Source organism: Xenorhabdus sp. PB30.3 (assembly GCF_963895965.1).
GTDB lineage: Bacteria > Pseudomonadota > Gammaproteobacteria > Enterobacterales > Enterobacteriaceae > Xenorhabdus > Xenorhabdus stockiae.
On the sequence record NZ_CAWQMW010000008.1, the window covers coordinates 1 to 12,814 of the forward strand.

The 12,814-nt window shown below is 41.0% G+C and carries 12 protein-coding genes, 1 tRNA gene and 1 pseudogene; 5 read left to right on the forward strand and 9 right to left on the reverse strand.

The window, feature by feature from the left end:
- Positions 1-311: 311 nt before the first annotated feature.
- Positions 312-734: pseudogene (locus AACX38_RS20685) on the forward strand (phage tail fiber protein).
- Between the two features lie 307 nt (positions 735-1,041).
- Here the strand turns inward: AACX38_RS20685 and AACX38_RS01205 are convergent.
- The 3 genes from AACX38_RS01205 to AACX38_RS01215 form a co-directional block, all read right to left on the reverse strand.
- Positions 1,042-1,118 (reverse strand) — tRNA-Pro (locus AACX38_RS01205).
- Between the two features lie 75 nt (positions 1,119-1,193).
- Complete coding sequence (gene yejM, locus AACX38_RS01210; protein WP_228865569.1) at positions 1,194-2,936, reverse strand: LPS biosynthesis-modulating metalloenzyme YejM; 1,743 nt, start codon at positions 2,934-2,936, stop codon at positions 1,194-1,196.
- A gap of 31 nt (positions 2,937-2,967) precedes the next feature.
- Entirely contained in the window at positions 2,968-3,195 is a 228-nt protein-coding gene (locus AACX38_RS01215) for a YejL family protein (protein ID WP_099110991.1), read from the reverse strand.
- Between the two features lie 277 nt (positions 3,196-3,472).
- Here AACX38_RS01215 and yejK point away from each other — a divergent pair, with 277 nt between their 5' ends.
- Positions 3,473-4,480, forward strand: coding sequence for a nucleoid-associated protein YejK (gene yejK / locus AACX38_RS01220; RefSeq protein ID WP_228865570.1), 1,008 nt, complete (start codon positions 3,473-3,475; stop codon positions 4,478-4,480).
- A gap of 106 nt (positions 4,481-4,586) precedes the next feature.
- On the opposite strand, the gene rplY is transcribed toward yejK, so the two are convergent.
- Positions 4,587-4,868 (reverse strand): 50S ribosomal protein L25, encoded by a 282-nt coding sequence (gene rplY / locus AACX38_RS01225; protein ID WP_047679702.1) that lies wholly within the window; start codon positions 4,866-4,868, stop codon positions 4,587-4,589.
- 164 nt (positions 4,869-5,032) lie between these two features.
- Entirely contained in the window at positions 5,033-6,790 is a 1,758-nt protein-coding gene (locus AACX38_RS01230; RefSeq protein WP_228865571.1) for a DEAD/DEAH box helicase, read from the reverse strand.
- Between the two features lie 183 nt (positions 6,791-6,973).
- On the opposite strand from AACX38_RS01230, the gene rsuA reads away from it, so the two are divergent.
- Complete coding sequence (rsuA, locus tag AACX38_RS01235) at positions 6,974-7,681, forward strand: 16S rRNA pseudouridine(516) synthase RsuA (RefSeq protein WP_228865572.1); 708 nt, start codon at positions 6,974-6,976, stop codon at positions 7,679-7,681.
- A 40-nt stretch (positions 7,682-7,721) separates the two neighbouring features.
- A complete protein-coding gene (locus tag AACX38_RS01240; RefSeq protein ID WP_339385643.1) occupies positions 7,722-8,909 on the forward strand; it encodes a Bcr/CflA family multidrug efflux MFS transporter in 1,188 nt (395 codons plus the stop codon).
- A 219-nt stretch (positions 8,910-9,128) separates the two neighbouring features.
- Here the strand turns inward: AACX38_RS01240 and AACX38_RS01245 are convergent, their stop codons facing one another.
- Positions 9,129-9,605 carry an IS630 family transposase gene (locus AACX38_RS01245; RefSeq protein ID WP_228865576.1) on the reverse strand — a complete coding sequence of 159 codons (477 nt, stop codon included), beginning with the start codon at positions 9,603-9,605 and terminating at the stop codon, positions 9,129-9,131.
- A gap of 31 nt (positions 9,606-9,636) precedes the next feature.
- Positions 9,637-9,960, reverse strand: a complete 324-nt coding sequence (locus AACX38_RS01250; RefSeq protein ID WP_228865573.1) for an IS630 transposase-related protein — start codon at positions 9,958-9,960, stop codon at positions 9,637-9,639.
- Between the two features lie 594 nt (positions 9,961-10,554).
- On the opposite strand from AACX38_RS01250, the gene AACX38_RS01255 reads away from it, so the two are divergent.
- Positions 10,555-10,899 carry a YejG family protein gene (locus tag AACX38_RS01255; protein ID WP_099122964.1) on the forward strand — a complete coding sequence of 115 codons (345 nt, stop codon included), beginning with the start codon at positions 10,555-10,557 and terminating at the stop codon, positions 10,897-10,899.
- 82 nt (positions 10,900-10,981) lie between these two features.
- Here the strand turns inward: AACX38_RS01255 and mepS are convergent, their stop codons facing one another.
- Positions 10,982-11,581, reverse strand: coding sequence for a bifunctional murein DD-endopeptidase/murein LD-carboxypeptidase (gene mepS, locus AACX38_RS01260; RefSeq protein WP_099122965.1), 600 nt, complete (start codon positions 11,579-11,581; stop codon positions 10,982-10,984).
- A 345-nt stretch (positions 11,582-11,926) separates the two neighbouring features.
- The gene (locus tag AACX38_RS01265; protein ID WP_228865574.1) at positions 11,927-12,631 is read right to left on the reverse strand and encodes a phosphatase PAP2 family protein; all 705 of its coding nucleotides are present in this window, start codon (positions 12,629-12,631) and stop codon (positions 11,927-11,929) included.
- Between the last annotated feature and the right edge of the window lie 183 nt (positions 12,632-12,814).

Sequence of the window (12,814 nt, forward strand, 5' to 3'; positions counted from 1 at the left end):
ACAGATTTTATTTTGGTCAGACTGGCGGCGACGACATCAGTATCGCGCCCAACAATGCCATTATCGCCGCCGAGAGGAATATCTGATCATGGAACAGTTACGACTGTAGTACTAGGGTTAATTTTAGCTCTAATGATCGTTACTATCGTCGGTATTTATCATTAGAAGCTGCGTTCCCCAACAGCGGAAGGCCATGGTTATCATTATATGAAAGGATAGCCGGCTCGGACACTAAGTATTACTCGATACTGTTCCCGCAAAAAGATGGCACGATTACGCTCAATACTGATTACACCGTGGTTGATGGTTTTATGAAAAGAGCCTCACCTATTATTAAAATATGGAGTGATGGTAAATTTGAAACTAATAATGAATCAGAAGGTGCTGTTGTTGAGCGTTTATCTGAGGGAGTTTATCTCATTAAAAACGTTCTTGGGTTTAATGCAGATGCAGACTAGGGTGGAATTGATGGCGGAGTTGAAATTCCTCAGTGTAAAAACAAGCTCCCGTTAATTTGGGTGGATTATAGGATCTTGCCTGACGGTTCTATCAAAATCATGACTTATCACCGTGAACATAAAAATGCACCTCAGTTCGCCCAAAACATGAAAGAGGGCTATTCTGACGGGGATTTGATTGATATCCCGGATGACAGATATATCACTGTCCGTGTTCAGATGCCGGAAAATTCTATCTGGAATCAACAGCAGCAAAAGTTAACTGAGGTGAACTAAGGGGTGCTGCTCAATCGGGTGGTTTGTTCCACTGCCCCGATATCGTTTGGCCTGAACAGACGAAGTGAAGTAAAGCAATAGAAAAATTAAACTGATGACCATTCATCGTAATTGTAAAGCACAAAAGTTAGGGAATAGATAGGTGGGTAAATTTGAGTGAGGAAATAATCAAAATATGATTGTTTTTTAGCTCAGTGAATCAGTGTTTTTGCGGAGGGTTTTACACCCATTTTACACCAGTTTTACACCAAGCAAATTTGAGGCATAAAAAAACCAACCGCAATTGGTTGGTTTTTCTAGGGAAATTTGGTCGGCATGATAGGATTTGAACCTACGACCCCCGACACCCCATGACGGTGCGCTACCAGGCTGCGCTACATGCCGATGACTTTGCTTATAGTACCTTTTTTTATTTGCAAAGCAAGTCCCTTCTTTAGTGAGTGATTGATTTTTAGGCAATTAGTTTGCTAAAAATCGTTTAATTTCAGTTAGTATTTGTAATAACTGAGTAAGATTTGGTTTTGCGTTCTGGATTTCATTGCCATCTGAGTCGTACAGATGGTAATCCCCATCTTTGGAAAGATAAATTGTGTTTTCAGTCGTTGTCACGATCAGTGAACCGTTCTCACCGGTAATGAGCCAAGGAATATTTCTTTGATCTCTGAATAGGTCTTCTCCCTGAGAGTAATCATCAGGTGAGTTGTTTACGTGCAATAAACGCTGCATCAATGTAGTCATAACATCCTGATGACCGGTCAGTTTGTTGATAACTTGTGCAGGTGTTCCGGGCCAGTGAATGATCAATGGAACGTGCATTTGCTTACGATTAAATTTGTCACCGATAAACCATTTTGGATCGTTGTTTGTAATGGTGCTGCCATGCTTAGCAGTAATAACAACGATGGTGTTGTTCAGAATACCTTTATTTTTCAGCGTATCTAAAACGTGATTGATTTCAGTATCCAGTGTTTTCTTATCAATCTGAATTGACGAAGGAGAAACACCATTAAGGTTTAAAAATGAGAACCACGGTGTAGTATTATTACGCGAATTTAGCCATTGCTGCCATTGCTCTACAGTCAGGTTGTCATTTGGGTTAGCTTCGTAAGGAAGCGAGTAATCGGTTAAAATAGCCTGCCTATAAAGAGGTGTCTGGAATCCATCTGATGAATAAAGACCAAACTGATACTTTTGGTGAGTTAAGGCATCAATAAGTGCTGAGGGTTTTCGGCTATTAAGAATACTATCCAGATAGCTTGATGATATACCGTAGAATAAACCGAACAATGCGGTGTCGTTTTTCATACCGGTACTAAAATGCTGAGTGAACTGAATGTTACTCTTTGTGAAGCGCTCAAGGAATGGCATTTTATTTGCTGTAATGTCACCATTATCCAGACTATCCACAACCAGCAATAATAAATTATAACCGCGGCCGCTATCACGGTAAGACAGATTATTCAATGGATATTCAATGGTCAGAGCAGCTGGGTTTCCTTGCTGACTGATACGGCGTTGATATTCGTTTTTATCCAGCAAACCATGTTTTTCAAGAAATTTACGCGCTGTCATGGGGTATGAAAGCGGTAGATTTGAGCGTTGCATGGTGATAGGGCGATAGAAATTAGCATCTGCCCAGATATACATCATATGGGAGGCCACAAAAGCTGTGATAAAGATAGCCGCCACAGGTTTACCGAGTTTTTGCCGATTCAGGCTGCGTAATTTTTGCCAGCTCCAGGTTCCATATAGCATCTGCACCAGAAAAATAAGTGGAATGCAGATGAACATCAATTGCCATTCTCTTGCCCGTTCACCCTGCTCGGGATTAGTAACCAAATCCCATACCAATGGTGTCAGGTGCAGGTGAAAACGCACATAAATGGAAGAGTCAAATATCAGTAGTGTTAACCCTGCTGTTGCCAGAGTTGCGGAAAGAAATCGCAGTAAACGCTGTGACATCACAATAAATGTCAGGGGAAATAACACCAGTAAATAAGCGGCAAAAACAATGAAGCTAAAATGACCGAGCCAACTGACCAGCGCATAAATGCGACCAAACAGCGAACCCGGCCAGTCAGATGCGAATAAATAGCGACTGCCCAGCACAAGACTGAACACGATATTGAACAGAGCGAACCAGTGCCCCCAACTGATCATTTGAGAAACTTTTTCGCGATAGTGCTGGCGGTTAGTCACCATATTTTCTTACGTTAATTTTTTAATGGAAAAATTAATGCGCTTTATCTTCGTTAATTGAAGATTGTAACGCGTGTGCAAACGAGTTTGCGATATGTTTGCGTTGGGCTGGTGCAATACTCGTGTTGATCAAATTCGTGACCATGTTGCCTAAAACCATCAATGAAAGATCGGTAGGCACGTGGTTTTTTTCGAAAACACTTACTAGTTCAGCTAATAAGTGTTCAACTTTTTCATCGCTGTAGCGAGATGACTGTGGCATGACTCAAATATCCTGAATGTACAAAGCCCAATATATTACCGTATAGAGGGGCTATTTTCTGCTTTTTTATGACAATTTAATTTCCTTATTGTACAAATTGTTGCCATTCTTGTGTCTGCTGCCTCATTTTAGCCTGTGATGTGGGGAACGCGAATAATTAAATTGTGAACACTTTTCCATCATTGGGTTTTTTGGTTGCAGCAGAGAAGGAACAGTGTTTGAATACGCCGCTAACTGTAATACCCAGAAGGTCAGTGCTGTAAAAGGAGTAGAAATAATGAGTCTGGAAATTACCCAGATCGCGTTACATCAGTTGATTAAACGTGACGAACAAACACTGGAAGTGATTTTGCGGGATTCTCTGCTGGATACCAATCAGGTAGTCGAAGAGATGATGGCTGAATTACATCGTGTGTATAGCGCTAAAAGCAAGGCTTATGGTGTGTTCAGTGATGAAAGTGAGCTGGCTGAATCACTTCGCCATCAGCGCAAGGGAAATGAAGATTTTTTAGGTTTCAGCCGGGCTGCGACCGTTCGTCTGAAAGATGAACTGATAAAATACCCGTTTGCAGAAGGTGGCACGGTATTATTTTGCCAATATCGATATTTGGCTGTGGAGTATTTGTTAATCGCTGTTCTGAATAGCTGTAGTAGTACTTCAGTCGATGAGGCTCTGGATGTCAATACGACACAATATCTTGATATCCCTCATGCCGATATCGTTGCCAGAATTGATTTGACGGAATGGGAAACTAACCCTGAATCCTGCCGTTATCTGACTTTCCTGAAAGGTCGGGTAGGGCGCAAGGTATCTGACTTTTTCATGGATTTTCTGGCCGCCAGTGAAGGAATGAATGCTAAGGTGCAGAATAAAGGATTATTGCAGGCAGTGGATGATTATTGCGAATCTGCTCAGCTTGATAAAAATGAGCGACAGGCTTATCGCCAACAAGTTTACAGTTACTGCAATGAGCAGTTACAGGCGGGCGAAGAGATTAAACTGCAAGAATTATCGCAGGAATTACCACCATTAGGTGAACAGAGCTTTCAGCAATTTTCCCAAGGTCAAGACTACGACTTGGAAGAGAGCTTCCCGGCAGATCGCAGTACGTTGCGCCAATTGACTAAATTTGCCGGTAGTGGTGGCGGGTTAACGATTAATTTTGATGCCATGTTACTTGGAGAAAGAATTTTCTGGGATCCGGCGACGGATACATTGACGATTAAGGGTACGCCACCAAATCTGCGGGATCAGTTGCAACGTCGTGGCAGTAATAATCGCTAATGTTGTTGGTTTTAAGGTTAAAGTTTTCGTAAAAGCCAGAAATAAATAACGCCGCAAATGCGGCGTTATTTACTCGGCGTCCCGATAAAAGCTCGATTCTGGCTAATTAAGCACGCAGGAAATCAATGTGCGTCAGTTTAGGTTTAAACGGATGACGCTGTACTGCCTGCACTTTAACTTTAGTTTCTTTACCATCAACGACCAGAGTCAGAACTTCGTAGAATTCTGGCTTGCTTTCGTGGTTGATAACTGCATCGTGATCCAGTTCGATAGAAACTGGCTCTTGGTTACCACCATAAATGATTGCTGGAAACTTGTTAGCTCTGCGCAGACGGCGGCTCGCACCCTTACCCTGCTCTTTACGTACTTCTGCATTAATAGTTAACATCATTTTTTCTCTATAAAAGAAGAAAATAAATCCTGCTACAGGCGACCCAGCAGCAGGTTCGATATTTGGCTTAACATTATGTATTACGCTAAGCGGGCGGCATTTTAACGAAAAACCGATATGACAGCAAATATAAAGTACTCTGCTGCCTGTGATTGTATTATTTAATACAGAGCATCAGCCCGGCGGAAGCGGCCCTGATAATCAAATATTTTTTCCCTAATCTGCCAGAATTGTCCTTTTTTCCGGGCTACAACAAAGTCAGGATGTCGCAGTAAAGGAAGTTGTTGTGCGATATCGCCCGCAGTTTTCCAGAGCAAAGGAACCCCCGGCGCACGCTGATGGGGGCGTATAAATTGAAGTTCAAATACTTTTTTCTGGGCTGGTGTCGTTAAACGAAATAACTCAGAGACATTTGCACCATCTTCATCGTAATAAGTAATTTTGAGCCATTCGCCTTTGTTGTCATTACCCGGAGTTAATTGCATCCCCCCACAACGTAACACCAGAGCATCTTTGAGCTTAAGTGCTGCTTTTAGCATATCGTCAGGATCAACGAGTATTTCCTGACAGTGATGACAACGTCGGGCTGCTATGTCATTTTCTGTGCCACAATGCGGACACGATTTAAAACGAAAACGAAAATCACACTGATGCCTTTTTCCATTCTCGTCTTCTTCCCATCTCTGACAGCGGCGTCCAAAGTGCTCAATTATGTCACCTTCTGCGGTACATTTTCCCCAGAAGGTATTGGCAAATTGGCAGAGAGGGCAGAATACCTGTACAGGCTGATTTTGTGAATCGGGCTTATGGCTTCCGACTTCTGGCGTATAGAGGTCATGAGGATTGCCTGCATAATCTAGGATTAGACACTCTTTTTTATCAGGAAATAAACGCAGTCCCCTCCCAACGATTTGTTGATAAAGACTCACGGACTCCGTCGGACGTAATATCGCGATAAGATCAACATGGGGGGCATCAAATCCCGTTGTCAGTACAGCAACATTGACCATATAACGTAATTGCTGCTTTTTGAATGCATTGATCAAGAGATCTCGCTCATGGCCTGGTGTATCGGCACTGACTAATGCAGCTTGTTCTGCCGGGAGTAACAGGGATATTTCTTTAGCATGTTCAACTGTGGCTGCGAAAATCATGACGCCTTTCCGATCTTCTGCATACTCAATAATTTGCCTGACAATATGTGGTGTGATGCGCTTTTGTCGCTTAATTTCCCGATTCAATTCAGCTGTATCGAAAATACCCTGCTGGCTGGTGCGTACCTGACTGAAATCATACTGCATAACGGGCATATCCAGTCTTTCCGGAGGAACAAGAAAATTATGTTTTATCATATAGCGCAACGGAAGCTCATAAATACAGTCACGAAAGAAGCAATTTTCATCGCCGCGGATCATACCGTGGTAGTGATACTGATATATCCAGCCAGTACCCAAACGGTAAGGAGTGGCGGTTAAACCCAGAATGCGCAGTCTAGGGTTATTTTTTTGGAGTTGTTGGATAATTTGTTGATATTGGCTATTTTCGTCATCGCTGATCCGATGACATTCATCGATGATTAGCAGTGAAAATTGATGGTTAAAACGATCTAAGTTACGGGCAATAGACTGAATACTCCCAAAAACAACTTTCCCTTCGCTCTGTTTTTGGTGCAGTCCGGCAGAAAAAATATCAGCCGTTAGGTTATATGAGCAATACTTACTATGGTTTTGCGCAACAAGTTCTTTAACATGTGCTAGAACCAAAACCCGACCATGAGCCAGCTTTGCCAGCTCAGCAATGACAAGACTTTTACCTGCACCAGTAGGTAAGACAATCACTGCGGGTTCTTTATGTTGGCGGAAATGGCGGATGGTCGCATCAACCGCTTCTTGCTGATAAGGGCGTAAGGTAAAAGCCATTGTTATATTACTGTCACGGATATCGGGTAAAAATCGTTGACAGAGAGAATAGCACTTTTGCCTGTTCTATTTATTGATTTTACAATTACGCTATAAATTATCTGTTTAATCTTGTCATTCAGTAGTAGGCTTAAAGTCATTTTGCGATTTTTTTAGATTATTTTTTGTTAGGTATAGCTATACATGCGATTGGATAAATTTTTATCACAACAATTAGGTATCAGCCGTAACGATGTTGGGCGTGAATTACGAGCTGGGCGGGTTACTGTCGATAATGAAATTATTAAAGCAGGGTCATATAAACTGAAACCTGAGCAGACTGTTGCTTATGAGGGAACGGTACTGGAGCAATTCGATGGCCCACGTTATTTTATGCTGAATAAACCACAGGGATATGTGTGCTCGACTGATGATCCCATCAATCCGACAATTTTATATTTTATTGATGAGCCTGTTGCCCATAAATTACATTCAGCAGGACGGTTGGATATTGATACAACAGGCTTAGTTTTATTGACTGACGATGGGCAGTGGTCACATCGCATCACGTCACCTAAGCATCATTGTGAAAAAACTTATCTTGTGACACTGGAGAATCCGATTTCAGGGGATACTGAAGAAAAATTTCTCTCAGGTATCCTGTTGAATGGGGAAAAAACACTGACGAAGCCCGCCAAATTAGAGATTATCGAGCCTCAGCTTGTACGTCTGACTATCAGTGAAGGGCGGTATCATCAGGTAAAAAGAATGTTCGCTGCTGTTGGAAACCATGTCGTTGAACTCCATCGTGAGCGCATCGGTGATATTTATCTGGATCCTGATTTGGAGCCCGGTGAATACAGGATGCTGACAGGGAACGAAATCAAGAGCATAAACATGCCAACAGCTTAATTTTTTATCTATTTTATCAAGTTGTTTTGGGAAAAAACGAGTGCAACAACAACGATTATCTTATTTGGGGTTAGTCCTTATTCTTGGGCTAATTTCTATGCTGATGCCACTGGCAATTGATATGTATTTGCCGAGTATGCCAACAATAGCTTCTGATTTCGGCGTCAGTGATGGCAAAGTACAAATGACCCTGAACAGCTATATTTTAGGGTTTGCTATTGGTCAGATAGTTTATGGACCAATGTCTGACAGTCTGGGACGAAAGCCGGTTATTTTGGGTGGAGTGACTGTTTTTGCAATATCTTCTGCCGCATGTGCTCTGGCTCAAAATATTGACACCTTTATTTCCATGCGTTTTTTGCACGGTTTTTCAGCCGCCGCGGCCAGCGTTGTGATCAATGCTTTAATGCGTGATATATTCACCAAAGATGAATTTTCTCGCAGTATGTCATTTGTGACGCTGGTTATGATCATTGCTCCGCTACTTGCTCCTATGCTGGGTGGAATAATGATGGTGTGGTTTAACTGGCATGCTATTTTCTGGTCTATTGCAATTGCGGCTGTCATAGCGGCATTGCTAGTAGCGGTTTTTATCAGGGAAACATTACCTAAAGAGAGAAGGCTGCATTTTAACTTAAAAGTTACTCTAGGGCAGTTTGTGATGCTGTTTCGGCAGCGTCAGGTCTTGTGCTATATTTTGGCAAGTGGTTTTTCTTTTGCCGGGATGTTTTCTTTTCTCAGTGCTGGCTCATTTGTTTATATTCAACTGAATGGTGTCCCTGTGCAGCATTTTGGCTATTATTTCGGGTTGAACATCATTTTTATGTTTGTTATGACAACCATCAATAGCCAATTTGTCCGCAAATATGGTGCATTGAAGATGCTGAAATTTGGTGTGTTCGTGCAATTTCTTATGGGGTTATGGTTGTTATTCAGCACGATGCTGGATTTGGGCTTTATTTCTCTGGTATTGGGTGTTGCAATTTATATTAGCTGTATTTCTTTGATTACATCTAACTCAATGGCGGTTGTTTTGGATGGCTATCCCCATATGGCCGGAACGGTTGCATCATTATCCGGAACTTTACGTTTCAGTATTGCTGCTTTGGTTGGAGCAATTCTATCTTCTGCTCCTGAAAAAAGTGCCTGGCCGATGGTTGGCTCAATGGCTTTATGCGTGATATTAGCAATGGCATTGATTGTCTATGCGAGTAGAGCAAAACAATAAAATAATCACATAATTAATAGAAACCACTGGTTGTACAAGGTGGTTTCTTATTTCCATAGATTTCTCCTTTGTCGTCACGACGCATCTTGAAATCCGTTGCGTATATAACTGTATCTACGGTTTCTTAAATTACATTTTCATGGTCTGTTCATGAAATTGAGCTGCTATATCAGTATCTGAGTTTTTCCTTCTAAAGCAGATATAGCTAAATCAAAATAATTAGACATATTTTACATGCGTCATAAACAGTTCATCAATTGAACACCTTTCTCGTCTTCTTATCGCTTTGACTTCAGCCCATTTCGGTTCGATGGGGTTCAAATCCGGACTGTAAGGAGGTAACCATTCCAACAGGCAACCGTGGTCTGCTATCGCTTTTATTGTGTCATGCCGTTTATGGAAGGGGGCATTATCCATCACAATCACGGCTCCGCTTGGGAGCTTGGGCAGCAAATCTTGTGTTATCCAGGCATGAAAGACATCCGCATTCATGTTTCCCGAAAATAAGCTTAAGGTCACGAAGGTCTTTTTGAGGATCGCGCCAATGACATTCATGCGGTCTTTGGCCTGCCAATCGTGTGTACCGAAGCAACGTAACCCTTTCGCCGAATAACCGTGTGTGCGGGGCATAGACTGCGAAAAACCGCTTTCATCCAGATAAACAATCGGTTTCATTGCCTGTTCGTAGTGGTCGATGCGTTCAACAAACGCCTGACGAGCCTGAGCGTCAGCGTTGGGGTGTCTTAGCGTTTTTTTTGACTGTTATTTTCAGCCGCTTCAAGGTGTAATGGATAGCAGACTGCGCGACACCCAAGCGTTTTGCCCTTTCCCATTGATAGTCGTCGGGGTAATTTTTGACATCAGTGAGAAGCGCTTCATCACTGATTTTTGTGGGCGGCTTATTCCGTGTCACACAGGGTTCTATTTTATGACTCCACCGAAATAAGGTCCGCATAGAAACCTCAAAATGGGTACACGTTTGTTCGAAGGTCAACGAATGCTTGTCTTTATATGCCAATACTCTCTTTCGAAAATCCAGACTGTAGCCCATCTCACTTTATCCTTTGTCATATGAATCCAGCTATTATGTCATATTAATATGATTCTGCTATAGTTCTTCACTCAGAAGCAAAAATATCCCAAGAACCTGGCTTTATGTTAATTATTATTTATTAGATAAGCAGATCTATCGAATGAAAAGATAGTCAAATATGGCTGGGTGTTAATTTTATGATGCCAAATCGCTCTATTTTGTTTGTTTTTTGTTAATTTAAAAATGTTAAATATATGACTCTATATGGTAAACATTTTGTTCTCTACTAACCATATGTAATGAAAGGATATTGTAAAAATATTATCGTGTTTTATCGTTAGAAAAAATATCGTTTTGTAAACAAATCTTGAATAAAAAGTTGCCGCTTTACATAAAAATAAGTTGAATTTTTTACCAAAACAGTATAAATATATACAAAGTGCGAGTTTGATCTCATTTTTTTCTAAATAAAAGACGAAAAAAGTGTGATGTTGTGATTTTTGTTTTAACTTTTTATTTACTTTTTTGTTGGGTGGTTATTCGGCTTTGAGAGGTCGGTAGCCAACAGCTGGTGGTTAGATGTATTAATGTTGTTTCTGATAGGAATAATACGTGAATAATATTCAACTTTCGGTAGTACACAGACTGCCGCAAAGTTATCGGTGGTCATCTGGTTTTGTCGGGACAAGAGTTGAAATCTTGCCAGAAGAAGAGGCAGATATAGGAAATACCCTGATGGGGCTGAAATTGTTAAGCCATGAAGGCGAACATGCATGGAGTATCTTGCATGATATACATCAGTCTATTTCTGATATGCAAATAATAAGTGCGGTAATTGAGTGGGAAGGTGAGCCGTGTTTGTTTTTTGCTCGAGAGGATGAAAGTGCAGTGATATGTCGGCTGAAGACACTAGGTGCCGCAATTGCTGAAAATATAACAGCATTTTACCCACTTTAACGAATAATAACTGAATAAAAAACGCTTCCGAATGGAGGCGTTTTTTATACTGCAAGAGAAAATATAGGGCAGAAAAAAGAGGCTATATTGAGGCCTTAAGATCATCTGCTAAAACACGACGTGCACCGTAATAGCGTTTGCTCCAATAAGTATCCGTTAATTTGGAAACCATGACACCACTACTGGTGGAAGCATGCACAAACTGGTTATTGCCTATATAGATACCGATATGGCGCCGGTGAACACCGGTCTTAAAGAGTACTAAATCACCCGCTTTTAATTTAGTACGGCTAACTGTCTGACCTATACTTTGTTGCCCTGATGTAGAGCGGGGTAACGCCATACCGAACTGATCATGAAAGGTGCGTTGTACGAAGGCTGAACAATCAATGCCACGTTTCGTATTACCACCGAGCCGATAGGCAACTCCTTTCCAGTCTGCGTATTGGTTAAGGATCTTAGATTTGATATCCAGATTTTTAACCAATGTTTCAAATTCATCCTGAGATGTTTGCAGGAGAAAATGCTTTTGACTGTTCTGACCGTTTACGGTGGTCTGAGTTTCAGGTTTTTTACTACGTATCTGGGAATCTGGAGAACTACATGCGGTCAGTGCCACTGCCGCGATAATTGCGGGAATAAACCGCAATACATATCTCAGTATTGGTTGAGATTTGACCATTATATTAATTTCCCTTGCAGTCCTTAATGTGACTTATCGCCACCACAAAAACACTAAACGCTCTAAAGGCTAGTATAACGTAGCGAATTGACAAACTTTTCGTCCCTAAAGTGTGTGAAGCCACACATTTTATTAATATCTTTACAAAAGGAGTATTTTAATAAAAAGGACTAGCGGAAGAGTACAGAAACTGTGAGAAAAAAGCGAGAGATAAAAATAATTATTTACAAAAAATTAGATTATAAACTAATAGGTTAGAATTGTTTTGTTTGTTTTTTCTCCGTTGGAGAAAAAGTCTATATTATCGGAGAGATAGTGAGTATCTCCCCGATAATAATTATCTTTTTAGCGAGTACGACCGATATGCGGTAATTTTTTATCTAACCAATCAGCTAAAGTGTCGCTCAGAGGAGTCAATAATGCCCAGCTCACTCCAACTAAAGTGAGTGATAATGAACCAACAGCAATATCTGTAAACCAATGCGCACCAGCCATAATACGAGGGAGGGCAAAAGCGATCATAATCAGTAAAGCGATAAAGAATGCCCCACGGGAAATATATCGAAGGATAAAACAGCTAAAAATTAGCAGCATCAGCCCGTGATCCCCCGGGAAGCTATCACCGGAAGCATCTTTGGTATGCCAGCTTGTCATTTCGCTTACACGATTGACGTTTTCAAATGTTAAGGTCGGGCTTGGACGGCTAACGGGGATCTGATGACCAATCTGATTTATGATCACGGCGGTTATCAGCATGACCAGACCAATCATAAAAAGACGGCGTTTGCCTGCGTAATTTTGTTTACGAAATGCGCTATAATAAAGTAAACCCATACATAAGAGTGAGATGACGTCAAATGCTCTTATATTCACGATAGCGACAAATAATGCAAATTTTGAATTTGGCAGTATTTTTTCATTAAAGTAATGAAAAATGGTGGAGTCAATATGAAACCAAAAGCCGTGATTCTCAGGTAAATACCATGAGAAAAACAGGGCGAAACCAAGCATATTGAGTATAAGTATAGTTAGTGGGCGACTACGGGTCATGTGTTACCTATTTTAATGCGACAATGGGTTTTGGCAGCTAGATTGAGGGTCAGGGCACTATAACAAAAATTAGGGAAAAGAGTAATCATTCGGCTGTGTAATATGTAATCTGTATAGTATTTATATATTCATATTTTCAATTGATTGCATTTTATATCATTATGATATGAATAATATCAAGAT

Coding starts and splice junctions, on each gene's coding strand:
- AACX38_RS01230 (WP_228865571.1), bottom strand. CDS start 6,790: ATGGCTTTTACCTTACGCCCTTATCAGCAAGAAGCGGTTGATGCGACC.
- rplY (WP_047679702.1), bottom strand. CDS start 4,868: ATGTTAACTATTAATGCAGAAGTACGTAAAGAGCAGGGTAAGGGTGCG.
- AACX38_RS01265 (WP_228865574.1), bottom strand. CDS start 12,631: ATGACCCGTAGTCGCCCACTAACTATACTTATACTCAATATGCTTGGT.
- rsuA (WP_228865572.1), top strand. CDS start 6,974: ATGCGATTGGATAAATTTTTATCACAACAATTAGGTATCAGCCGTAAC.
- yejM (WP_228865569.1), bottom strand. CDS start 2,936: ATGGTGACTAACCGCCAGCACTATCGCGAAAAAGTTTCTCAAATGATC.
- yejK (WP_228865570.1), top strand. CDS start 3,473: ATGAGTCTGGAAATTACCCAGATCGCGTTACATCAGTTGATTAAACGT.
- mepS (WP_099122965.1), bottom strand. CDS start 11,581: ATGGTCAAATCTCAACCAATACTGAGATATGTATTGCGGTTTATTCCC.
- AACX38_RS01215 (WP_099110991.1), bottom strand. CDS start 3,195: ATGCCACAGTCATCTCGCTACAGCGATGAAAAAGTTGAACACTTATTA.
- AACX38_RS01250 (WP_228865573.1), bottom strand. CDS start 9,960: ATGGGCTACAGTCTGGATTTTCGAAAGAGAGTATTGGCATATAAAGAC.